The organism is Acidisoma sp. C75 (assembly GCF_054665095.1).
In genome coordinates this window covers 43,021-64,518 of the sequence record NZ_BAAFHD010000013.1, presented here as the reverse complement: position 1 = coordinate 64,518, position 21,498 = coordinate 43,021, and the positions used below count along the sequence as shown (strand labels likewise).

At 69.3% G+C, this 21,498-nt stretch carries 20 protein-coding genes; 7 read left to right on the top strand and 13 right to left on the bottom strand.

Annotated elements, in window-relative coordinates:
* The first annotated feature begins 182 nt into the window (after positions 1-182).
* Positions 183-461 (top strand): metal/formaldehyde-sensitive transcriptional repressor, encoded by a 279-nt coding sequence (locus ACYQ7X_RS16215; protein WP_459698110.1) that lies wholly within the window; start codon positions 183-185, stop codon positions 459-461.
* A 4-nt stretch (positions 462-465) separates the two neighbouring features.
* Positions 466-1,770 (top strand): CDF family Co(II)/Ni(II) efflux transporter DmeF, encoded by a 1,305-nt coding sequence (dmeF, locus tag ACYQ7X_RS16210; protein ID WP_459698109.1) that lies wholly within the window; start codon positions 466-468, stop codon positions 1,768-1,770.
* Positions 1,771-1,821: 51 nt separating this feature from the next.
* Here dmeF and folD read toward each other — a convergent pair whose 3' ends face one another.
* From folD to dapA, 7 genes are all read right to left on the bottom strand, one after another.
* Entirely contained in the window at positions 1,822-2,688 is an 867-nt protein-coding gene (folD, locus tag ACYQ7X_RS16205) for a bifunctional methylenetetrahydrofolate dehydrogenase/methenyltetrahydrofolate cyclohydrolase FolD (protein ID WP_459698108.1), read from the bottom strand.
* 12 nt (positions 2,689-2,700) lie between these two features.
* Positions 2,701-3,582 (bottom strand): formyltetrahydrofolate deformylase, encoded by an 882-nt coding sequence (gene purU / locus ACYQ7X_RS16200; protein WP_459698107.1) that lies wholly within the window; start codon positions 3,580-3,582, stop codon positions 2,701-2,703.
* Between the two features lie 112 nt (positions 3,583-3,694).
* The gene (locus tag ACYQ7X_RS16195; RefSeq protein ID WP_459698106.1) at positions 3,695-4,378 is read right to left on the bottom strand and encodes a GTP cyclohydrolase II; all 684 of its coding nucleotides are present in this window, start codon (positions 4,376-4,378) and stop codon (positions 3,695-3,697) included.
* Positions 4,375-5,526, bottom strand: coding sequence for a bifunctional diaminohydroxyphosphoribosylaminopyrimidine deaminase/5-amino-6-(5-phosphoribosylamino)uracil reductase RibD (gene ribD, locus ACYQ7X_RS16190; protein WP_459698105.1), 1,152 nt, complete (start codon positions 5,524-5,526; stop codon positions 4,375-4,377). Before ribD ends, ACYQ7X_RS16195 begins: the two co-directional genes overlap by 4 nt.
* The gene (locus ACYQ7X_RS16185) at positions 5,519-6,184 is read right to left on the bottom strand and encodes a phosphatase PAP2 family protein (RefSeq protein ID WP_459698104.1); all 666 of its coding nucleotides are present in this window, start codon (positions 6,182-6,184) and stop codon (positions 5,519-5,521) included. Before ACYQ7X_RS16185 ends, ribD begins: the two co-directional genes overlap by 8 nt.
* Positions 6,181-6,672 carry an SsrA-binding protein SmpB gene (smpB, locus tag ACYQ7X_RS16180; protein ID WP_459698103.1) on the bottom strand — a complete coding sequence of 164 codons (492 nt, stop codon included), beginning with the start codon at positions 6,670-6,672 and terminating at the stop codon, positions 6,181-6,183. The genes ACYQ7X_RS16185 and smpB overlap by 4 nt, the downstream gene beginning before the upstream one ends.
* 2 nt (positions 6,673-6,674) lie before the next feature.
* On the bottom strand, positions 6,675-7,553 hold the full coding sequence (gene dapA / locus ACYQ7X_RS16175; RefSeq protein ID WP_459698102.1) for a 4-hydroxy-tetrahydrodipicolinate synthase: 879 nt from the start codon (positions 7,551-7,553) through the stop codon (positions 6,675-6,677).
* Between the two features lie 234 nt (positions 7,554-7,787).
* Here dapA and ACYQ7X_RS16170 point away from each other — a divergent pair, with 234 nt between their 5' ends.
* From ACYQ7X_RS16170 to ACYQ7X_RS16160, 3 genes are read left to right on the top strand one after another with little or no spacing between them, the layout of a single operon-like run.
* Positions 7,788-9,764 (top strand): lytic transglycosylase domain-containing protein, encoded by a 1,977-nt coding sequence (locus tag ACYQ7X_RS16170; protein WP_459698101.1) that lies wholly within the window; start codon positions 7,788-7,790, stop codon positions 9,762-9,764.
* Entirely contained in the window at positions 9,761-10,225 is a 465-nt protein-coding gene (locus ACYQ7X_RS16165) for a phosphatidylglycerophosphatase A family protein (RefSeq protein WP_459698100.1), read from the top strand. Before ACYQ7X_RS16170 ends, ACYQ7X_RS16165 begins: the two co-directional genes overlap by 4 nt.
* 9 nt (positions 10,226-10,234) lie before the next feature.
* On the top strand, positions 10,235-10,738 hold the full coding sequence (locus tag ACYQ7X_RS16160) for a CinA family protein (protein WP_459698099.1): 504 nt from the start codon (positions 10,235-10,237) through the stop codon (positions 10,736-10,738).
* A 15-nt stretch (positions 10,739-10,753) separates the two neighbouring features.
* On the opposite strand, the gene ACYQ7X_RS16155 is transcribed toward ACYQ7X_RS16160, so the two are convergent.
* The 6 genes from ACYQ7X_RS16155 to ACYQ7X_RS16130 all read right to left on the bottom strand — a co-directional run bounded on the left by ACYQ7X_RS16155 (position 10,754) and on the right by ACYQ7X_RS16130 (position 17,892).
* Complete coding sequence (locus ACYQ7X_RS16155) at positions 10,754-11,053, bottom strand: putative quinol monooxygenase (protein ID WP_459698098.1); 300 nt, start codon at positions 11,051-11,053, stop codon at positions 10,754-10,756.
* A 121-nt stretch (positions 11,054-11,174) separates the two neighbouring features.
* Entirely contained in the window at positions 11,175-12,914 is a 1,740-nt protein-coding gene (locus ACYQ7X_RS16150) for an NADPH-dependent assimilatory sulfite reductase hemoprotein subunit (protein ID WP_459698097.1), read from the bottom strand.
* A 7-nt stretch (positions 12,915-12,921) separates the two neighbouring features.
* Positions 12,922-14,724, bottom strand: a complete 1,803-nt coding sequence (locus tag ACYQ7X_RS16145; protein ID WP_459698146.1) for a diflavin oxidoreductase — start codon at positions 14,722-14,724, stop codon at positions 12,922-12,924.
* Between the two features lie 11 nt (positions 14,725-14,735).
* On the bottom strand, positions 14,736-15,326 hold the full coding sequence (locus ACYQ7X_RS16140; RefSeq protein WP_459698096.1) for a precorrin-2 dehydrogenase/sirohydrochlorin ferrochelatase family protein: 591 nt from the start codon (positions 15,324-15,326) through the stop codon (positions 14,736-14,738).
* A 95-nt stretch (positions 15,327-15,421) separates the two neighbouring features.
* Positions 15,422-16,432: an alpha-E domain-containing protein gene (locus ACYQ7X_RS16135; RefSeq protein ID WP_459698095.1), complete on the bottom strand. Its 1,011-nt coding sequence runs from the start codon at positions 16,430-16,432 to the stop codon at positions 15,422-15,424.
* Positions 16,429-17,892, bottom strand: a complete 1,464-nt coding sequence (locus ACYQ7X_RS16130) for a circularly permuted type 2 ATP-grasp protein (RefSeq protein WP_459698094.1) — start codon at positions 17,890-17,892, stop codon at positions 16,429-16,431. Before ACYQ7X_RS16130 ends, ACYQ7X_RS16135 begins: the two co-directional genes overlap by 4 nt.
* A 223-nt stretch (positions 17,893-18,115) precedes the next feature.
* Here ACYQ7X_RS16130 and ACYQ7X_RS16125 point away from each other — a divergent pair, with 223 nt between their 5' ends.
* Together ACYQ7X_RS16125 and ACYQ7X_RS16120 are read left to right on the top strand one after the other, a co-directional pair.
* A complete protein-coding gene (locus tag ACYQ7X_RS16125) occupies positions 18,116-18,733 on the top strand; it encodes a hypothetical protein (RefSeq protein ID WP_459698093.1) in 618 nt (205 codons plus the stop codon).
* Between the two features lie 174 nt (positions 18,734-18,907).
* Positions 18,908-21,460 carry a DNA translocase FtsK gene (locus ACYQ7X_RS16120; protein ID WP_459698092.1) on the top strand — a complete coding sequence of 851 codons (2,553 nt, stop codon included), beginning with the start codon at positions 18,908-18,910 and terminating at the stop codon, positions 21,458-21,460.
* Positions 21,461-21,498: the final 38 nt, after the last annotated feature.

Below are 21,498 nucleotides of genomic sequence, written 5' to 3'. Positions count from 1 at the left end.
GGTCCTTCACCCAAGCGCTCTGCCGCAGGCTGGACCGGTTCTGCGGTTCTTTGAAGGCAGCTGCAAGCTTGGCTGCCCTGGCCCGAACGCCGCCACGCGCAGCCCCGCCCCGCTCCCATCGCCCGCCCATCGTCATGGCGGCGGGGCTTCCAAGGGATAGGGGGGTAGGGTATAGCGGCCGGATGGCCCATACCATTCGAGACAAGCAGCGCCTGCTGGCGCGCGTGCGCCGCATCCGCGGCCAGGCGGAAGCGATCGAGCGCGCGCGCGAGACGGAGGCGGGGTGCGAGAAGGTCATGCACCTGCTCGCCGCCATGCGCGGCGCCACGGCCGGGTTGATGGCGCAGATCGTCGAGGATCACGTCCTCCATCATCTGGTCGATCGCGAGGCGCATCCGGGCGCGTTCAACGAGGATGCGGCGGAGCAGCTGCTCGAAGTCGTCCGCAGCTATTTGAGGTGAGCGCATGCGCTTGAACCAGGAGATGGCCGCTGCCGGCCACGACCATATCTTCCTCGGCGCCGACCATGCCCGGAGCGAGCGGCGGACCTGGTGGGTGATCTGGCTCTGCGGCGCGATGATGGTGGCCGAGATCGTCGGCGGCTGGATGTTCGGCTCGATCGCGCTCATCGCCGATGGCCTGCATATGAGCACGCATGCCGGCGCCCTGCTGCTCGCCGCCCTCGCCTACCGCTATGCGAGGCGCCACGCGCGTGATCCGCGCTTTTCCTTCGGCACCGGCAAGTTCGGCGATCTCGCCGGCTTCACCAGCGCCATCATCCTCGCCATGATCGCCCTGCTGATCGGCTTCGAGGCGCTTCGCCGCTTCCTCGCCCCGGTGCCGATCCACTTTGCCGAGGCGATCCCCATCGCCTGCCTCGGGCTCGTCGTGAATATCGCGAGCGCGGTGCTGCTCGCCGGCGGGCATGATCACGGGCATGGGCACGGCCACGCGCACGGACATGGCCACGGGCATGGGCACGGCCATGCGCATGACCATGATGAGGAGAGCCATCTTCTGCAGACCGCGGCGGGCGAGATCCGGCTCGCGATCTTCGAGGATGGCGTGCCGCCGCGCTTCCGCCTGCAGGGCGCGGCCGCCCAGCCGCTTGCCGCCGATGCGGTGACGATCGAAACCCTGCGGCCCGATGGCACCCGCCAGAGCTTCGCCTTCGCGGCGCGCGACGGCTACCTCGAATCGCATGACGAGATCCCCGAACCGCATGCCTTCACCGCCCGGCTGCTGCTCGCCGGCGCGGCGCATGAGGTGGTTTTCGAGGAACACGACCATGCCAATGCCGCCGCCGGGCGAGACAACAACATGCGCGCCGCCGTCGTCCACGTGGCCGCGGATGCCGCCGTCTCGCTGCTCGTGATCATCGGCCTGCTGCTCGCCCGCGCCTTCGGCTGGCTATGGATGGACCCGCTGGCCGGGCTCGTCGGCGCCGTCGTCATCGCGGGTTGGGCCTGGGGGCTCATCCGCGATACCGGCGGCATTCTTCTGGACATGACGCCCGATCCGGCGTTGGCCGGGAAGCTGCGCGAGGCAATCGAGCGGGATGGCGATGCGCTGGCCGATCTGCATCTCTGGCGGCTCGGCCCCGGCCATCTCGGCGCGATCCTCGCGATCGTCACCGCAAGCGCCCGCTCGGCCGAGGATTACCGCCAGCGGCTCGGCCGCTTCAAATCCCTCTCGCATCTGACGATCGAGGTGCGCCCCTTCCAGCCGTACGCGGCCCGGCCTGACGCGGCTCATCCGCCGGAAGGCTGAGGCAGGGCTCCCGCGAAAGCGGCAGCAGGCTTGCGCGGACCCGAGCGGCAATCAGCCGCGGGCGGCCAGGGCTGCCGTCAGCGTATTGCGCAGCAGGCAGGCGATCGTCATCGGCCCGACGCCGCCCGGCACCGGGGTGATGCGGCCCGCGACCTCCACCGCCTCCGCGAAGGCGACATCGCCCACCAGCCGCGTGCCCCCGCCTTCGCCTGCGATGCGATTGATGCCGACATCGATCACCGTGGCCCCCGGCTTGATCCAGCTCCCGCGCACCATCTCCGGCCGGCCCACGGCGGCGACGAGGATATCCGCCTCGCGGCAGACGGATGGCAGATCGCGCGTGCGGGAATGGGCGATGGTGACGGTGCAATTCTCCTGCAGCAGCAGTTGCGCCATCGGCTTGCCGACGATGTTGGAGCGGCCGAGCACAACCGCGCGCAGCCCGGTGAGATCGCCGAGCGCGTGCTTGAGCATGAGCAGGCAGCCGAGCGGGGTGCAGGGGGTGAGGGCGGGCAGCCCCGTCGCCAGCCGCCCGGCATTGATGACGTGAAAGCCATCCACATCCTTGGCCGGCGCCACGGCATCGAGCACCCGGGCGCTCGCGATATGCGGCGGCAGCGGCAGCTGCACGAGGATGCCGTGCACCGCCGGATCGTCGTTCAGCTCGGCGATGAGGCTGAGGAGGGCTTGCTCGCTGGTCTCCGTGGGCAGGCGGAATTCGAAAGATTCCATCCCCGCCTCGCGCGTGGTGCGGGCCTTGTTGCGGACATAGACCTGGCTTGCCGGATCTTCCCCCACCAGCACCACGGCGAGCCCCGGCACCCGGCCGCCGGCGGCGCGGATCGCCGCGACCTCCGCCGCCACCTCTGCCACCACTCGGCCTGCGAAGGCTTTCCCGTCGATGATCTCAGCCGCCATGAAGCACCACCCTTAATCGGTGAAGACGACGGTCTTGCCGCCATTGAGGATGACCCGGCCATCGAGATGATAGCGCACCGCCCGCGCCAGCACCCGCCGCTCGATATCCCGCCCCTTGCGCACCAGATCGTCCGGCGTGTCGCCATGCGAGATGCGTTCCACGTCCTGCTCGATGATCGGGCCTTCATCGAGGTCGCTCGTCACGTAATGGGCGGTGGCGCCGATCAGCTTCACCCCGCGGGCATGCGCCTGGTGATAGGGCTTGGCGCCTTTGAAGCCGGGCAGGAAAGAGTGGTGGATGTTGATGCAACGGCCCGAGAGCTTGGCGGTGAGCCCGTCGGAGAGAACCTGCATGTAGCGGGCGAGGACGACGAGATCGGTCCGCGTCTCGCGCACCAGATCCCACAGCTCGGTCTCCTGCTCCATCTTGGTATCCTTGGTGACGGGCAGGTGATGGAAGCGGATGCCGGCGAAATCCACCCCGGCATAGGTCTCGCGCGGGTGGTTGGCGACGATCGCGGTAATCTCCATCGGCAGCTCGCCGTTCCGCCAGCGATAGAGCAGATCGACCATGCAATGATCGAACTTCGAGACGAGGATCATCACCCGGCGGCGCTCCAGCCGGTCCCTCAGCAGCCAGTTCATCGCGAAGCGCTCGGCGACGGCACGGAACTCCTCGCGAAACCGCTCGGCATAGCCGTCCGGCGCCGCTTCCGGCGTGAAGACGACGCGCATGAAGAAGCGCCCGCTCTCGGTATCGTCGAACTGCTGGGCTTCGAGGATATTGCCGCCCGCCTCGAAGAGGAAGGTGGTCACGGCGGCGACGATCCCGGGCCGGTCGGGGCAGGCGATGGTGAGCACATATTGAGGCTGAAGGCTGGATGGCGGGGCCATGGACGCGTCTTTCAGGTCAAGATGATAGGGTTCGGTGCGCCGGAGGATGGGGCATCCGCGCCCCGCGGCGGGCGCACGCATGCGACCTCGGATTTGGCTGTTTGCGCCCGGCCTAGCCTTTCTTCGCGGCGGCCGGCGCCTCGGCCAGCAGCAGCGCGAGCGGATCGATCGTATGGCGGTGGCGGGCCTTGGCCGCGAGATAGGCGCGGTTCGCCGCCGTCACATAGACCCCGGTGCGCCGCACTTCCGCAACCGTTACGCCGGCGGCTTCGAGCTGGGCCACCTTGTCCGGATTATTGGTCAAGAGCCGGATGGCGGTGATGCCGAGCGCTTGCAGCATGCGCGCGCCGATCGTGTAGTTCCGCCCATCCTCGGGCAGGTTGAGCCAGCGATTGGCGGTGAAGGTGTCGATGCCCTGATCCTGCAGGCGATAGGCGTCGAGCTTGGCATAGAGCCCGATGCCGCGCCCCTCCTGGCGGAGATAGAGGAGGATGCCGCCTTCCTCCGCCAATTGCCCGATCGCCTCCTGCAGCTGGGCGCCGCAATCGCAGCGGGCGGAGGCGAAGATGTCTCCCGTCAGGCATTCCGAATGCAGCCGCACCAGCGGCGGCTTGCCGGCTTCGGGATGGCGGCCGGCGAAACGGATCGCGACATGCTCATGCCCGTCCTCGAACCCGTCGAAGCCCATGAATTCGGCAGGCACGCCGTCCGGCCCGAGCGGGATCGTGACCGAAGCGCGGGGGCGAAGCTCAGCCATGGCCGGTTCCGGCAGGGCGATCGGTTGCATATGCGTCATGAAACGGGCGGCCTCGCGGCGGCGGGCTCGGCCGCCGAACGGATGTCATAGGTCTCCAGAACATCCTCCTCATACTCCTGCCGGGCCAAAAGTCGCAGGCGTATAGCGTCTGCCAGCCTTGAGATGCCAAGGCCTTGAAGCGCCGGCAAGCCGCTGTCGCCGAGCAGCAGCGGCGCGCGGTGCCAGGCGAGCCGATCGACGAGCCCGGCGCGGAACAGCCCGCCCGCGAGCTTCGCCCCGCCTTCGTTGAGGATGCTGGTGAGCCCGAGGGTCTTGAGCGCGGCGAGGCCGGCCGCGAGATCGAGGGTGCCATCGGCGCCGCGCGGGATGCTGAGGAGGCTCACGCCGGCGTCGCGCAGCGCCGCGGCCCGTGCCGGCGGCGCATCCTCGGCGGCGAGCAGGACGAGGGGGTGGCGCGCGGCCTGGCGCACAAGCTGGCTCGCAGGCGGGGTGCGAAGCGCGCTATCGGCCACCACCCGCCAGCGGGGCCGATCCTCAAAGCCCGCAATGCCGCAGCGCAGGCCCGGATCGTCGGCGAGCACGGTGCCGATGCCGACCAGCACGGCATCATGCTCGGCCCGCATGCGCTGCACCACCTGCCGCGCGCCGGGCCCGGTGATCCAGCGGCTTTCCCCGCCGCGCGTGGCGATGCAGCCATCGAGCGTCACCCCGAGCTTTACGGTCAGCCAAGGCCGGCCCATGCGCTGGGCGGTGAGGAAGCCGCGCAGGATCTCGGCCGCGTCCTGCTCCATGAGCCCGGTATCAACCACGATGCCCGCCGCCCGCAGCATGGCGATGCCGCGGCCTTGCACACGGGGATCGGGGTCATGCGCATAGGCGACAACGACGCGGCCGATCCCGGCCGCGATCAGCGCCGCGGCGCAAGGCGGCGTGCGGCCATGATGCGAACAGGGTTCGAGCGTCACGTAAGCCGTGGCCCCGCGGGCGGCCGCCCCCGCCTCGGCCAGCGCCACGGCCTCCGCATGCGGCCGGCCGCCGGGCTGGGTCGCCCCGCGCGCGATGATCGCTTCGCCTTGCGCGATGACGCAGCCGACAGCCGGATTGGGCGCGGTGGTGCCGAGGGCGCCCCGCGCCTCGCCCAGGGCCGCCAGCATCATCCGCCGATCCGTGACGCTCCATTCAGCCATGCGCGGCACGATCCTCCGGAGGCCAGGGAAGCGCAAGCACCGCCGTGCCGATGGCGAAGCCGAGCGCGCCGCCGGCCAGGATGTCGCTCAGGAAATGGATATTGCCGCAGAGCAGGCCGAGGGCGGTGAGCGCGACGAGCGCCGCCCAGAGCGGGCGGTGGCGCGGCTGCCGCCACCAGAGCACGCCGATGACGGCCGCGATCGCCGCCGTATGGCCGGAGGGGAAGGAGGACCAGCCCGCCCCGCCATGGAAGGGATGGAAGCCATAGACCCCGTCGCGGATGAGGGAAGGATTGCCGTCAACCCAGGTTTCCGGCCAGGTGCGGCCGGCGAAGGCCTTGAGCATGTCCTTGGCGGCGATGGTGAGCCCGGTGGCGAGGCCGCAGGCGATGGCGAGCCAGCCGCGCGAAGCCGGCCGCCAGCCGCAGACGCCGCTGATCGCCGCGAAGCCGAGGCCGGGCAGCGCGAAGGTCAGCGGCACCTGGCCGATCGCGGCGAGGAGGAGGAACCAGGGGCTATGGTGAAAGAGCCGGTGCATGAGGAAGGCCGCCGGCCGGTCGAGCCAGAGGTAGGAGGCGCAGACCGCGAGCAACACGCCAGCGGCAGCGAGCCCAAGCCCGCGCGGCGTGATGCGCGGCGGCGCGGCCGCGCCGCTCACCCCCGGTTGCGCAACAGGCGCGCCTTGTCCCGCTGCCAATCCCGCGCGGCGACGGCGGCCCGCTTATCGGCCTTCTGCTTGCCTTCACCCACGCCGAGCAGAACCTTGGCGCGGCCACGCTCGTTGAAATGAATGTCGAGCGGCACGAGGGTGATGCCATTGCGCGCGATCTGCCCGGCGAGCTGGTTGATCTGCTTGGCCTTGAGCAGCAGCTTGCGCGGCGCCCGCGGCTCGAAGCGGGAGAGCACGCCCGCCTGATATTCCGGGATATAGGCGTTGAACAGCCACATCTCGCCATCGCGCTCGCCGGCCCAGGCCTCGGTCAGCGTCGCGCGGCCATGGCGGAGGGATTTGACCTCCGCCCCCTTCAGCACGATCCCGGCCTCCACCGTTTCGCGGATCGCGTAGTCGAACCGCGCCTTGCGATTCTGCGAGGCGATGCCGTGCGAGATGAGGCCGGATTTCGACTTTTCCCTGCTCTCCGCCATGGTCAGTTGAGCAGCCCCGCCGCCACCATGGCGGCGCGCACCTGCTCGCGCACCGGCGGCGAGACGGGAGCGAGCGGCAGCCGGCAATCGGGCGCGCCGAAGCCGAGGAGGTGGGCGGCGTATTTCACCGGGCCCGGGTTGGTCTCGGCGAACATCGCATCATGCAGCGGCACCAACCGGTTCTGAATCGCCATGGCGCGCGCCAGATCCCCCTGCTGCCAGGCGCTATGCATCTCGGACAGCAGGCGCGGCGCGACATTGCCGGTGACGGAAATGCAGCCCACCCCGCCCGAGGCGAGGAAGGCGAGGGCGGTGTGATCCTCGCCCGAAAGCTGGCAGAATTCCTCGCCGCAGGCGGCGCGGGTATGCAGCGGGCGGGTGAGATTGGCGGTCGCGTCCTTCACGCCGACGATATTGGGATGGCGGGCGAGCCGCGCCATGGTCGCGACACTCATATCCACCACGCTGCGGCCGGGGATATTGTAGATCACCACCGGAATATCGGCCTGATCGGCGATCGTGCGGAAATGCAGGTAGAGACCTTCCTGCGTCGGCTTGTTGTAATAGGGCGTCACCACCAGCACCGCATCGGCGCCGGCCTTGCGGGCGTGCTGGGCGAGGCTGACCGCCTCGGCCGTGCTGTTGGAGCCGGCCCCCGCGATGACCGGCACGCGGCCACGGGCGATGGCGATGGTGATCTCGACCACCCGGCGATGCTCGGCATGGCTGAGGGTGGGCGATTCGCCGGTGGTGCCGACCGGCACGAGCCCGTGCGTGCCCTCGCCGATCTGCCAATCGACGAAACGCTCCAGCGTTTTTTCATCGACCGCGCCATCCTCCAGCATCGGCGTGATGAGGGCGACAAGCGAGCCCTTGAACATGGATCAGATCCTCGAATGACGGCGGGGTGAAAGGCATCGGCCCCCGGGGCCCGGGAAGGTAGGACCGCGCTTCGCCCATCGCAAGCCATATGCGCCTCAGCCGCGGCATGCGCGCCGGAGGGGGCGCTGCCCCGCCGGCTCCCACGGCTTATTCGCGCGCCATCGCCATTCCCGCCTTTGCGAAGCCGGGCCGCTCGGGCAAAGATGGTGCGGCATGATGAGGTTCTCCCGCCCGTGACCCGACGCTTCCGCGCCCTGAGCGCCGCTTTCGGCGCCGTCAGCCTGATGGCGCTTGCCACCCCCCCTGCCACGGCCCAGACGACGGCCACCCCGATGCAGGCGGTCGCCCAGCATGATTGGGCCACGGCGGCGGCGATGGCGGCGCAGAACCCCGATCCGGTCGCCGCCAAGCTCGTGACCTATTACCGGATGCTGACGCCGGACCAGGCCTCGGCGCCCGAGATCATGGCCTTCATGCAGCAGAACCCCGACTGGCCCTATCAGCCGCTGCTCGAAAAGCGGTGGGAGGCGGCGCTCGTCAATACGCCGGACGAGGCGACCGCCCTCGGCCAGTGCCAGGCACGGCTGCCGGAGGGCGCGCCCGCCCTGCTGCGCTGCGCCACCGCCTTCGCCGCCGCCAATGATGCGCAGGATGCGGCGAAAGCCGCCCGGCAGGCCTGGACCGGCACCGGCATCACCGATCCGGCCGAGGTCTCCGCCTTCCTCGCGCAATGGGGCAGCCTGTTGCAACCGGAGGATGAATGGGCGCGCTTCACGGCGCTCGCGCGCGCCTATTCGCCGGCGGCGGCGGCGGAAATCCCCCGCCTGCCGGCGGGCCGGCAAGCGGCGGCGACGGCCTGGGTCGCGCTCGAAACCGGGCAGCCCGATGCCCAGGCGCAGTTGCAGGCGCTGCCCGATGCCGCGCAGAGCAACCCCGGCCTCTTCCTCGCCGCCGCGCGCTATCTCCGCCGCAATACCACGGATGCCGAGGCGCTCGGCTTCTGGATGGCCAAGGGCTCGGCCGCGATGGATGCGGGCGATCCAGCGCAGCAGCACGCGCTTTGGGCGGAAGCCGCCTATCTCGCCCGCGCATTGATCACCGATGGCGATGCCCGGGATGCCTATGGCCTCGTCCATCAGCTGGCGCCGCGCGACGCGGCGGACCAGGCGGACCAGGATTTCCTCGCGGGCTTCATCGCGCTGCGCCTGCTGCACAACCCGGCCGAGGCCGAGCCCGCCTTCCGCCGCCTCGCCGGGCTCTCGCCCTCGGTCATCACCTCGGCGCGGGCGCATTACTGGCTCGCCCGCAGCCTCGCCGCGGAAGGCCGCACCATGGAGGCGACGGCGGAATACAAGCGCGCCGCCGCCTATCCCACCGCCTTCTACGGGCAGATCGCGGCGCTCGCGCTGGGCGATAGCCCGGCCCAGCTCAACGCCCGCATCATGGCGGTGCCCGAGCCCGGCTGGAGCACGGCCGATGCGCTGGATTTCGCCGGGCGGGAGGTGGCGCGCGCCGCCGCCCTCCTGGTCTCCTGGGGGGAGCCGCGGCGCGCCGTGGGCTTCCTGCTCGATATTGCCCATATCGCGCCGGACGCGGTGGATCAGGCGATCGCCGCCGATCTCGCGGGCGGCTTCGGCATTCCCCAGGCCGGCGTCTTCATTGCCCGCATCGCCGGCGCCGAGGGCACCATGCTGCTGAAGGCCGGCTGGCCGATGCCGGTTTCCCCGCCGACCGGGGCGGGGGTGGAACCGGCCGTCGCCCTCGGCCTCATGCGGCAGGAAAGCAGCTTCGATGCGGAGGCGCTGAGCCCCTCCGGCGCGCTCGGCCTCATGCAGCTGATGCCGGCGACGGCGCGGCTCCAGGCCCGCGCGCAGGGCGTGCCGCTCGGCTCCACTTGGGCGCTCACGGCGGACCCCGCCCTCAACATGACCTTGGGCACCGGCTATTTCGCGGGCGTTCTGGCGCATTTCGACGGCTGCCTGCCGCTCGCCATCGCCGCCTATAACGCCGGGCCCCATCGGGTGGATGAGTGGCTGGCGCAGAACGGCGATTTCCGCGCCCCCGGCGGGCCGGACGTGCTGGACTGGATCGAGCTGATCCCCTTCAGCGAAACCCGCAACTACGTGCAGCGGGTGGTGGAGGGCATCGCCATCTACCGGGCGGAAGAAGGCGTCGCCCAGCCCTACCCGCTGCAGGCCTGGCTCCATTGACGGCGCCGCCTCTGGCCCGCTGGGTGGCGGCGGCGGGCGGCGCCGGCTTCTTCCCTTGGGCTCCGGGCACCGCGGGCTCGCTCCTCGCCCTGCCGCTCGGCTGCGGGCTGCTCGCCTGGGGCGGGCATCTGCTGCTGCTGCTCGGTGTCCTGCTCGCGAGCCTGCTCGGCTTCTGGGCGATCCGCGCCGCCGGCGCGACGGATGACCCAGGCTGGGTGGTGATGGACGAGGTCGCCGGGCAATGGCTCACCCTGCTCGGGCTCGGCGGGGTTAGCTGGCTCGGCGCGCTCGTCGCCTTCGCGCTCTTCCGCCTGCTCGACATCACCAAGCCCGGGCCGATCGGCTGGGCGGACCGGCATGCGAGTGCGAGCGGCATCATGGGCGACGATCTGATCGCGGGCGCCATCGGGGCCGCCATCCTCGGCGCGCTCACGCTCTGGCATCCCGGCATCTTCCGGTAGGAGGGCGGCATGTTTCCCGAAGATCTGCTGGCCGCGGCGGAAAGCCTGCTCACGGCGGCGCGCGCGCAGGGGCGCCGCATCACCACCGCCGAAAGCTGCACCGGCGGGCTGATCGCCGGGCTGCTCACCGCCATTCCGGGCTCGTCCGATATCGTCGATAGCGGCGCGGTGACCTATTCCAACGCTGCCAAGACGCGCATGCTCGGCGTGCCGGCGGCGATGATCGCGGCTCATGGCGCGGTGAGCGAGGCGGTGGCCCGCGCCATGGCCGAGGGCGCGCGGGCGGCGAGTGGCGCCGATCTCGCGATCGCGGTGACGGGGATCGCCGGGCCCGGCGGCGGCAGCGCGGAAAAGCCGGTGGGCCTCGTCTGGTTCGGCCTCGCCGCGCCCGAGGGCACGCTGAGCCGGCAGGAAATCTTTCCCGGGGACCGCACGGCCATTCGCCTCGCCACTCTGCGGGAGGCAGTCGCTCTGCTCGCCCGCGGGCTCGATCGCGGCCGGCGCTATGTCTGAGCGCCGGGCCCGCCCTCAGGCATCTTCCAGCAGATAGACATCGGCCTGGGCGATGAGATGCTTCGCCCGCTCCATGAAGCCGCGAAGGGCCGGGGCGGCGTTATGGGTATCGAGCGCCGCCTGGCTCTCCCAGGTCTCGATCACCACCAGCGTATCGGCGCCGAATTTCACCGGCGAATGCGCGGCATCCACCACGGGCCGGTATTCGATGCAGCCGGGCTCCTCGCGCACCGCGGGCACGATCTCCTGAAAGGCTGCGAGCAGGGAGGGACGGTGGCCGATCTTGGCGGTCAGCACGGCGATGACGTGGATCATTCTCGGTCCTCATGAAAGCCTATCGGCGGCGTTTATCGCGCGCGCATCGCCACCGCGACAAGAGCCGCGATGGCGATCGCGATCGGCGCGCCGCCGCCCGTGGCCGGGCCCGCGCCCTGCCTCAGGCGAGGGCGAGATTGGCGTGGAAGTTGTTCCCCGCCGTCGTCGCCGCGATATGGCCGGTGCGGATCACGAAATCGCCGAAACGCTCCCCGGCCTGCCGCTCTCGCGCATAGGCGCGCAGGAGCGGGCCGAGCTTGGCGAGGATCGCCGCCTCGTCCACATCCTGGGCATAGAGCTTGTTGAGCCGCTCGCCCGCGAAATCGCCGCCGAGATAGAGGTTGTAGGTGCCCGGGCCGCGCCCGACGAAAGCGATCTCCGCGAGGTAGGGCCTCGCGCAGCCATTGGGGCAGCCGGTCATGCGGATGACGATCTCGTCCTGAGCGAGGCCGGCCTCCGCCAGCTCCGCCTCCAGCAGCGTCAGCAGATGCGGCATGTAGCGTTCGCTTTCGGCGAGAGCGAGGCCGCAGGTCGGCAGTGCCACGCAGGCCATGGCGTTCCGCCGCAGCCCGCTATCGGCGGTGATCTCCATCCGGTGCTCGGCGAGCAGCGCCTCGACGGCGGCTTTCTGCCCCTCCGCGATATTGGCGATGGTGAGGTTCTGGTTCGGGGTGAGGATGATCACGGCCTCGCCCTCCAGCATCCGCGCGATCTCGCGCATGCCGGTCTGCAGCTTCTTCTCCGGCCAGTCCTTCACGCGCCCGCTTTCCAGGAAGAGCGTGACATGCCAGCGCCCGTCATCGCCCTGCACCCAGCCATAGCGATCGCCCCGGCCCGCGAAGACCGGGCTTTGCGGCGCGCCCAGCTTGTAGCCGAGGCGGGATTCGACCTCCGCGCGGAACCAGTCGATCCCGCGCCGCTCGATCGTGTATTTCAGTCGCGCGTGCTTGCGTACCGAACGATCGCCGAAATCGCGCTGCACCAGCACCACCTTCTCGGCCACATCCACCGCCTGATCGGGCGTGCAGAAGCCGAGCACATCGGCGGTGCGCGGGAAGGTGTCGGTCTCGCCATGGGTCATGCCCATGCCGCCGCCCACCAGTACATCCCAGCCGATGATCCGATCCCCTTCGAGGCGCGCGACGAATGACAAGTCATGCGCATAGACATCGACATCGTTCTGCGGCGGCACGGCGACCGTCGCCTTGAACTTCCGGGGCAGGTAGGTCTTGCCGTAGATCGGCTCCTCGTCCTCCCCCGCCTCGCCGGAGGCGTCGATCACCTTTTCCCCATCCACCCAGATCTCGTGATAGGCGGTGGTGCGCGGGGAGAGATGATCGCTGATATCCTGCGCGAGCTTCAGCGCCTCGGCATGGATCGCGCTCTGATAGGGGTTGACCGCCGCCATCACGTTGCGGTTGACGTCGCCGCAGGCCGCCAGAGTGTCCATCAGCGCCTGGTTGATGCTGTTGATGGCGGGTTGCAGGTTGCTCTTGATAATGCCGTGGAACTGGATCGCCTGCCGCGTCGTCACCCGCAGCGTGCCGTTGGCGCGCTCCTCGGCGATATCGTCGAGTGCCAGCCACTGCGCCGGCGTCATCTGCCCGCCCGGCACACGCACGCGCGCCATGAAGCTGAAGGCCTTCTCCATCTTCTTGCGCCCGCGCTCAGGCCGCAGGTCCCGGTCATCCTGCTGGTAGATGCCGTGGAACTTGGTGAGCTGGGTATCGTCCTCATCCAGCTGGCCGGTGATGACATCGCGCAAACCCTGGGCGATGCCGCCGCGCAGGCCCCGGCTCGCGGCCTTGATACCCTCGTTGCGGGAGAGCGGCTTCTTGTCGGTTTCGTCGGTCATGGTCATGCGGCTTTCAATAGACGTCGCGCAGGTAGCGGCCGTCGCGGCGGAGCGTGTCGAGCCTGGCACCGGCGGCCACCTCGTCGATCCCGGCCTGGTCGGCGATGACGCGGATGAGGGCGTGGTTCACATCGCGCGCCATGGCATTCGCGTCCCCGCAGACATAGATCGCCGCCCCCTCCTCGATCCAGCGATAGAGCTCCTGCCGCTGCTCCCAGAGGCGGTGCTGGACATAGACCTTCTCCCGCTGATCCCGCGAAAACGCGGTGTCGATCCGCGTCAGCAACCCGCTCTTCTTCCAGTCCTGCCATTCGAGCTGGTAGAGGAAATCATGCGTGAAGTGGCGGTTGCCGAAGAAGAGCCAGTTGCGGCCCGTCGCACCATCCGCTTCGCGCTCCTGGCAGAAGGCGCGGAAGGGCGCGACGCCGGTGCCCGGCCCGATCATGATGACGCTCTGATCAGGGTTCGCCGGCAGGCGGAAATGCGGGTTCGGCTTGAGATAGACCGGGATCGTGCCGCCCTTCTTCCGCCGCTCGGCGATATCGACCGAGGCGACGCCATGCCGCTTCCGCCCATGCGTCTCGTACCGCACGGCGGAGACAAGGAGATGCACTTCGTCTTCGGCCGCGCGGGCGCTGGATGCGATGGAATAGAGCCGCCCGGGCAGCGGGCGGAGCAGGCTCGTCAGCGTGCTGGCGTCCAGCTTGATCGGCGCTGCCTCCAAAAGGTCGATCACCTGCCGCCCCGGCAGCCAGGCGCGCAGCGCATCGGCATCGGCGGCCAGCGCGCGGAGTTCCGCGCTATCGGTGAGCTTGGCGTAAGCCTCGATCTGCGGGCGCGTCAGCGTCGTGATATCCTGGGCTTCGGTCAGCGCCTGCCGCGCCGTCTCATCCCCGGCAAGCCCGGTGACGGCGAGGATCTCTTCGACCAGCCGGGGATCGTTCTCGGGCACGATGCCGAGCGCATCGCCTGGCAGATGGGCAAGGCCTGAGCCTTCGAGACCGAGTTCGACATGCCAGGTCTCGGCCGAGGAGCCGGTGCCGTTGAGGTTGATAAGCTCGCGGATCTCGGCTTGAAAGGGGTTGGCGCGGGTATAGAGCGGCTCGCCCTCCTCGTCGCTCTCGGCGGCCTCGGCCGGCACTTGCCGCGCGAAATCGACATGGATGACGGCGTGATCCGCCTCCGTCTCCTTCTGCAACGCTTTGAGCGTCGTCTCGATCCAGCTTTTGGCCGGGGCCGCGAAATCGACATCGCATTCGACGAGCGGCGCGAAGCGGCGGGCGCCGAGGGCCGCCAGCCGCTCGTCGATCTCATGCCCGGTCTGGCAGAAATTGACGTAGGCGCGGTCGCCGAGTGCCAGCACGCTGAAGCGTGTCTTCTCGAAGCGCGGCGCATCCGCCGCCCGGAGCGCCGTCATGAAATCCTGCGCCCGCTGCGGCGGGTCTCCCTCGCCCCAGGTGCTGGCGATGAGCAGCACGTTTTCGGCGCGGGCAAGCTCGGCCAGCGGCAGATCGGCGACATCGGCGACGCGGGCGGCGAAGCCCGCCTTCTGCGCCGCCTTGCGCGCTTGCGCGGCAAGCGTCTCGGCATTGCCCGATTCGGTCGCGAAGGCGATCAGCAGCGGCGCCTTGCGCGCCGGCGCCTGGGGGGCGGCGGCCGCGGCGGTGGCTGGTGCCGCCGCTGCCTGGACGCCGGCGAGGAAGCCTGAGAGCCAGGCGCGCTGCTCCGGCGTCGCTTTCGTGAAAACGCCGTTGAGTGCCGCGATCTCTTCCGGCCGGAAGGGGGCGGATTGGGGCAGAAGGGGCTGGCTTGCCATGGTCGTCACTGTCACTTTCGCTGCGGCGCCAGCTCGTCGAGCCAGCCGGTCTCTTGCAAAAAGGCGTCCGTCTTGGCGGCGAGCGCGGGCAGCTCATCGCCCGCCGCGCGCCATTCCGCGCGCTTGCGGCCGAGGATCGCCAGGCGCTCGGCCCATTCCGGCCCGAAGAGCATGCCGAGCCGGCTGCGCAGCTTCTGCGCGAGGCCAGGGCTCTGCCCATTGGTCGAGATCGTCAGCAGCAGATCGCCGCGCCGCACCTCGGCAGCGTTATGAAAGACGCAATGGGCCCGGCGATCCTCGACATTGACGAGGATCTTCTGGCCGCGCGCCCGCTCGGCAAGGGCGATCGCTTCCGCATCGGGCATGCCGACGATCCAGAGCACGTCGAGCTTCGCGAGGCTCGCCTCATCCGGCAGGCCCTCCCGGTAGCGGGGGCCCGCGGCGGCGGCGAGCACCGCATCCGGCTCGTCGGCGAAGCAGAGCGCGGTATCGGCGCCCGCTTCGGCCAGCAGCTGCCAGCGGCGCTGGGCCGAGCCGCCATGGCCCGCCAAGGCCAGGCGCAGCGCCCGAGGATCGAGGGAGACCGGAATCATGCGCGTCATAAAAAGGATTTTCTCTGACGCAGCAAGACAATCCCCTATCCGGGAAAGTTCTTCTCCGCTATGCGCGCGGCGGGCGGGTCGTGCCGCGCCGCGCCCTAGATTTGCCGGCTCATCTGGGTTTGTTCTTGTTTTTCAGCCTCGAAGGGTCGCCAATCGCGGAAGAAGCCGGTGCCGATGGCACCTGCCAGGCGGATCAGCGCGCGCTGCATGCCGTCGAGGAAATCATGCAGGCCGATTGAAATGATCGCCTCGGCAGATTGATTGAGCACGGCCGCGCGCATCTCCTCGATCTGCTCCAGCGGGGCCAGCGTGCCGCGCAGCCCGTAGGTGGTGCGCAGCCGCGAGAGGTGCCATTCCGTCTGGCTGATGCAGAGCAGCAGGCTACGCGGAAAGCACGGGTCGGCGAGCAGGAAGGAGACGACATCGCCCGGCGTGAAGGTAACGGGGGCGACCCGGCGGAAGGCGTGATAGCCGGCGACCGCGCGCAACAGCCCGCCCCATTGGGTGAGTTCCTCCTGCCGCTTCTCTTCCCAGCCGCGCGGCGAGAGGCGGTGGAACTTGATGTCGAGCAGGCGGGTGGTCTGGTCGGCACGCTCGATCAGCCGGCCCATCTCGTAGAAGTGCCAGCCCTCGTCGCGGAAGAAGGTGCCTTCGGTGATGCCGGTATGGGCCTGCACCGCTTCCTTGATGCGCGAGCAGAGGCGGGAGAGGTTGTCGCCGTCGAGATCGGCCTCGGTCAGCCGCAGCAGGTCGCGGTGCAGATCGTTGAGCTGCTTCCACATCTCGGTGCTGATGATCGGGCGCAGCGTCCGCGCGTTCATCCGCGCCGCCTCGATCGAGGCGACGATGGAATTGGGGTTCTCGCGGTCGAGCAGGTAGAAGCGCTTCACCGCCTCGGCCGAGGGGGCGCCGTAGCGGGCGGTGAAATCAGTCTCGTCGGCATGGATGCGGATGAGGGAATCCCAGGCCTCGGTTTCGAGCCCGGGGCTCTCGAAGGTCTGCGTCACGTCCACCAGGCGCGCGAGGTTCTCCAGCCGCTCCATGTAGCGGGCCATCCAGAACAGGCTCTCGGCATAGCGGGTGAGGAGGGAGCCGGCCTGTCTCATCGCGCGGTCTCCCCGCTCAGCACCCAGGTATCCTTCGACCCGCCGCCCTGGCTGGAATTGACGATGAGGCTGCCTTCCTTGAGCGCCACGCGCGAGAGGCCGCCCGGCAGCACCCAGGTGCTGCGGCCGGTGACGGCGAAGGGCCGGAGATCGAGATGGCGCGGGCGGATGCCGTCTTCCGTCAGCGTCGGCCCGACCGAGAGGCCGATCACCGGCTGGCTGATCCAGTTGGCAGGATTGGCAATGAGCGCCGCCCGCGCTGCTTCGAGCTCGGCCGCGCTCGCCCGCGGGCCGATCGTGATGCCGTAGCCGCCCGATTCGCCCACCGGCTTCGTCACCAGCTGGTCGAGATGGGCGAGGGTATGGGCAAGCCCCTCCGGCTCCCGGCAGATATGGGTCTCGACATTGGCGATGATCGGCTCCTGGTCGAGGTAGTATTTGATGATGCGCGGCATGTAGGCATAGACCGCCTTATCGTCCGCGACGCCGGTGCCGACGGCATTCGCCAGCGCCACATTGCCGCGCCGCCAGGCCCGGATGAGGCCGGGCACGCCGAGCATGCTTTCGGGGCGAAAGACCGTGGGGTCGAGGAAATCGTCGCCGAGGCGGCGATAGATCGAATGGACGGCGCGTAAGCCGGCCGTCGTCTTCATGAAGACCCGGTCGTCCTCGACCACGAGATCGGCACCCTCGACGAGCGGCACCCCCATCTCGCGGGCGAGGAAGACATGCTCGAAATAGGCGGAGTTGTAGATGCCGGGAGAGAGCAGCACCACCTGCGGATCCTCCACCCCCTCGGGCGCGATCTCGGTCAGCGCCTCGCGGAGCCGCCGCCCGTAATCATCCACCGGCATGAGCGGAATGCCGGCGAGCAGATCGGGGAAGGCGCGGCGCATGAGGTGGCGGTTCTCGACCACATAGGAGACGCCGGACGGGGTGCGGGCATTATCCTCGAGCACGCGGAAATCACCCTGCTGGTCGCGGATGATGTCGATCCCGCAGATATGGACATAGGTGCCGAAGCGGACGGGGAAGCCCTCCATCTCCGGCCGGTAGTTGGCATTGCCGAGGATCAGCTCGGCCGGCACCGTCCCGTCCCGCAGGATATGCCGCTCATGATAGATGTCGTGCAGGAAGGCGTTGATCGCGGCAACGCGCTGCTGCACCCCGGCTTCGAGGCGGCGCCATTCGGCGGCGGTGATGATGCGGGGGATGCAGTCGAAGGGCAGGATGCGGTCGATCGCAGTCGCATCCGAATAGACGGTGAAGGTGACGCCGAGGCTCATGAGGTCGTTTTCGGCGGCTCTCGCCCGGCTGCGCAGCCCTTCGAGGCCGATGGCGCTGATGCGGTCCCGCACCATCTGGGCGATGCCGTTATCGCCTGGCCGGCCTGGGGCGAGTTCGCACACATAGGGGCCAGGGTCGCAGTGGTGAAAAAGATCCTCTGGAATGTCAGCCACCCCTTTTCCCTGTCATGCCGCTTTCGTCTATGAACACCTTCCGCTTTCCGCTCGCGGAATTCAACTCCCTGAAAGCGCCCGATTTTTGCGCCGCACAGCAGGCCGCGAGGCCGCTGGCACCTGAAGAATTTTATTTGCAAATCTGAGGAATACCGGCTTTACCTCACACGTCTTGCCGAGCCCTTGATCTCCAAAGACCGCAGTCATTGACCCGGAGTTACCCATGCGACGCCTGCTCGCTTCCTTGATGGCCACCGCTTTGCTCGCTCCCGGCGTGGCCTCAGCGGCTTGCCTGAAGCCCTACGACGGAACCGCCATCAACGTTGCCGGGCTCAAGAGCCAGCTCATGGTGACCGCCCTCGCCTGCGACGTGCGGGATCGCTACAACAGCTTCGTGCTGTCCTTCCGGCCGACGCTGCAGCGCGAGGATACCGCGCTCAACAGCTATTTTTCGCACCGCTACGGCCGCAGCTGGCGGAGCGAGCATGACAGCTACATCACCCAGCTCGCGAATGTGCAGTCCGATGCCTCGATCAAGGAAGGCACGCTCTTCTGCCAGCAGAATGTCGGCCTCTTCGATCAGGTTCTGGCGCTGAAATCGGCCAAGGCGCTGATGGATTTCGCCAATGACAAGCCGATGCTGCAGCCCTCGAACTTCGATTACGATATCTGCGGCCTGCCGCATCATCCGGTCTATCACCCGGTCTATAAGCCCCTCCTGGTGCAGGCGAGCGCGCCGTCCGAGGTGCGCGCCGCCTCCGCCGACGGCAAGCCCGCCGCCGGTGGGCAGAAGCGCGGCTTCTTCGGCAATGTCGCGCATGGGATCGCGAGCATCTTCTGATCAGGGGCCGGGGCAGCCGGGCGCTCCGCCTGCGGGGGGTTCGTCCGAAGCTCCGCGCCAGGGTGCGCTGCAGGTCGGGGCCGGTCAGGGCGCCGGGCCAGGATGACGGCGCCGCCCGGGCCCATCGGCGCATAGCGAGACCGCAAGGATAGCCAGGCGAGGACAAGGAAGCACATGGCCGCAATCGCCGAAGCGCGCCGCCTCATCTCCCCCGCATTGCTGGCGCTGCTACGCCGGCGCTTCGCCTCTCTTGCCGGCATCCTGCTCGGCTTTTGCGGCGTCGCCCTCGCCGTCGCCCTCGCCTCCTACCATCCGGCGGATGCCTCCTTCGATACCGCCGGCACGGTGGTGCGCAACCTTGCCGGGCCGACGGGCGCGGTGGTCGCCGATCTCGCCTGGCAGGGCTTCGGCATCGTCGGCACCTTGCCGGTCTGGATCATGCTCATCTGGGGCTGGCGGATCGCGGAAAGCTGGCGCTTCACGCATCTCTCCTTCCGCCTGCTCGCCTTCTTCTTCGCCATGCCACTGCTCGCCGGGAGCGTCGCGCATCTGCCGGTGCCGGGCGGTGCCGCCTCCTGGCTCGCCGCCGGCTGGGGTGGCGCGGTCGGCTATGGCGTGAACCACATCCTCATCCAGTCGATGCGCAGCCTCTTCGGTCCGCTCGGCGCCGCGATCGCCTGGAGCCTCGCGACCGTCATCGGCCTCGGCCTCGCCGCCTTCGGCCTTGGCCTCACGGCCGGGGAGTGGCGGGCGATCGGCGCGCAGGCGCGCCAGGGCGCGGCCAGCACCGCGGTGCTCTCCGTCCGCTCCGGCCGCAGCTTCGCCTTCGGCCTCGGCAGCCTCGGCCGCCGCCTGCCCGCGCTCTTCGCCTATCTGCCGGATTGGGGGCGCGGCCAGCGCGCCGAGGAAGCGGCGCCGCACCCGATCTTCAACCTGCCGCCGATGCCGCCCGATGGCGCGGCGGTGGAGGATGGGCTTCGCCGGCGCGAAGCCGGCCCTGCCAAGGCCGCGCGCCAGGCGGCCGCAGGCCTCGGCACCCAGGCCAGTGCGGCTTCAGGCGCTGGCGCGGCGGGCGCTGCCGGCATCGGGGCGGTGGGGCTCGCGGCTGGCGGCCGTGCCGGCGCGGCGGCGGCCGCGGGCGATACACGCATCCGCGCCCGCGAGCGCAACCCCGGCCTGCGGGACGAGCCGCCGCCCTCCATCAGCCATGCCGGCTGGGAACTGCCGCCGATCACGCTCCTCAAGGAACCCCCACCGCAGCACGAGCAGGCGATGACGGCCGAATCCCTCCAGGCCAATGCCCGGCTGCTGGAGACGGTGCTCTCCGATTACGGGGTGCAGGGCTCGATCGTGGAAATCCGCCCCGGCCCGGTGGTCACCCTCTACGAGCTGGAACCCGCGCCCGGCATCCGCTCCGCCCGCGTCATCGGCCTGGCGGACGATGTCGCCCGCAGCCTCTCCGTCACCGCTGTCCGCATCGCGACCGTGCCGGGCCGCAACGTCATCGGCATCGAGGTTCCGAACGCCAAGCGCGAGACGGTCTATCTGCGGGAGCTGATGTCAGTCGGGGAATGGGGCAGCCATTCCGGCCGCCTGCCGCTGGCGCTCGGCAAGGATATCGGCGGCGCGCCGGTCATCGTCGATCTCGCCCGCATGCCGCATCTGCTGGTCGCCGGCACCACCGGCTCGGGCAAGTCGGTCGGCATCAATGCGATGATCCTCTCGCTGCTCTTCCGCCTCTCGCCCGAGGATTGCCGCCTCATCCTCATCGACCCGAAGATGCTCGAACTCTCGGTCTATGATGGCATTCCCCATCTCATGGCGCCGGTGGTGACGGAACCGGCCAAGGCGGTGACGGCGCTGAAATGGACCGTGCGCGAGATGGAGCGGCGCTATCGCGCGATGAGCCAGCTCTCCGTCCGCAATATCGGTGGCTATAACGAGCGTGTGGCCGAGGCCCGGGCCCGCGGCGAGGTGGTGACCCGGCGGGTGCAGACCGGCTTCGACGCGGAGACCGGCCGCCCGATCTTCGAGGAACAGCCCCTGGCGCTGGAGCCGCTGCCCTTCCTCGTCGTCGTCATTGACGAGATGGCCGATCTCATGATGGTCGCCGGCAAGGAGATCGAGGCCGCCGTCCAGCGCCTCGCGCAGATGGCGCGCGCCGCCGGCATCCATGTCATCATGGCCACACAGCGGCCCTCGGTCGATGTCATCACCGGCACCATCAAGGCGAATTTCCCGACCCGCATCAGCTTCCAGGTGATCAGCAAGTTCGACAGCCGCACCATCCTGGGCGAGCAGGGGGCCGAGCAGCTGCTCGGCCAGGGCGACATGCTCTACATGGCCGGCGGCGGGCGCATCACCCGCGTCCATGGCCCCTTCGTCAGCGATCGCGAGGTCGAGGATGCGGTCGCCTTCCTGCGCGAACAGGGCGAGCCGAATTACCTCGAGGAAGTGACGGAAGCGCAGGACGAGCCAGGCGGCGGCGGCCTCAACGCCATGCCCGGCGCCAATGATGGCGAGAAGAGCCTGTTCGATCAGGCGGTCGCCGTCGTCGCGCGGGAAGGCAAGGCGAGCACCAGCTTCATCCAGCGCCACTTGCAGATCGGCTACAATCGCGCCGCGCGGTTGATCGAGCAGATGGAGAAGGAAGGGATCGTGGGCCCGGCGAACCACGTCGGCAAGCGTGAGGTGCTCGTCCGCCGCACGGCGGATGAGGAGGTCTGAGCGGCGCGTTCAGGCCGGCCGGTCGCCGCAGTCCCTTC

What these genes read in the sequence shown, in the direction of transcription:
- ACYQ7X_RS16140 (WP_459698096.1), bottom strand. Translation starts at nt 15,326, where the DNA reads ATGACGCGCATGATTCCGGTCTCCCTCGATCCTCGGGCGCTGCGCCTG.
- smpB (WP_459698103.1), bottom strand. Translation starts at nt 6,672, where the DNA reads ATGGCGGAGAGCAGGGAAAAGTCGAAATCCGGCCTCATCTCGCACGGC.
- ACYQ7X_RS16215 (WP_459698110.1), top strand. Translation starts at nt 183, where the DNA reads ATGGCCCATACCATTCGAGACAAGCAGCGCCTGCTGGCGCGCGTGCGC.
- ACYQ7X_RS16150 (WP_459698097.1), bottom strand. Translation starts at nt 12,914, where the DNA reads ATGACCATGACCGACGAAACCGACAAGAAGCCGCTCTCCCGCAACGAG.
- ACYQ7X_RS16160 (WP_459698099.1), top strand. Translation starts at nt 10,235, where the DNA reads ATGTTTCCCGAAGATCTGCTGGCCGCGGCGGAAAGCCTGCTCACGGCG.
- ACYQ7X_RS16125 (WP_459698093.1), top strand. Translation starts at nt 18,116, where the DNA reads ATGCGACGCCTGCTCGCTTCCTTGATGGCCACCGCTTTGCTCGCTCCC.
- ACYQ7X_RS16120 (WP_459698092.1), top strand. Translation starts at nt 18,908, where the DNA reads ATGGCCGCAATCGCCGAAGCGCGCCGCCTCATCTCCCCCGCATTGCTG.
- ACYQ7X_RS16195 (WP_459698106.1), bottom strand. Translation starts at nt 4,378, where the DNA reads ATGACGCATATGCAACCGATCGCCCTGCCGGAACCGGCCATGGCTGAG.
- ACYQ7X_RS16155 (WP_459698098.1), bottom strand. Translation starts at nt 11,053, where the DNA reads ATGATCCACGTCATCGCCGTGCTGACCGCCAAGATCGGCCACCGTCCC.
- folD (WP_459698108.1), bottom strand. Translation starts at nt 2,688, where the DNA reads ATGGCGGCTGAGATCATCGACGGGAAAGCCTTCGCAGGCCGAGTGGTG.
- dmeF (WP_459698109.1), top strand. Translation starts at nt 466, where the DNA reads ATGCGCTTGAACCAGGAGATGGCCGCTGCCGGCCACGACCATATCTTC.
- ACYQ7X_RS16145 (WP_459698146.1), bottom strand. Translation starts at nt 14,724, where the DNA reads ATGGCAAGCCAGCCCCTTCTGCCCCAATCCGCCCCCTTCCGGCCGGAA.
- ACYQ7X_RS16135 (WP_459698095.1), bottom strand. Translation starts at nt 16,432, where the DNA reads ATGAGACAGGCCGGCTCCCTCCTCACCCGCTATGCCGAGAGCCTGTTC.
- dapA (WP_459698102.1), bottom strand. Translation starts at nt 7,553, where the DNA reads ATGTTCAAGGGCTCGCTTGTCGCCCTCATCACGCCGATGCTGGAGGAT.
- ribD (WP_459698105.1), bottom strand. Translation starts at nt 5,526, where the DNA reads ATGGCTGAATGGAGCGTCACGGATCGGCGGATGATGCTGGCGGCCCTG.
- purU (WP_459698107.1), bottom strand. Translation starts at nt 3,582, where the DNA reads ATGGCCCCGCCATCCAGCCTTCAGCCTCAATATGTGCTCACCATCGCC.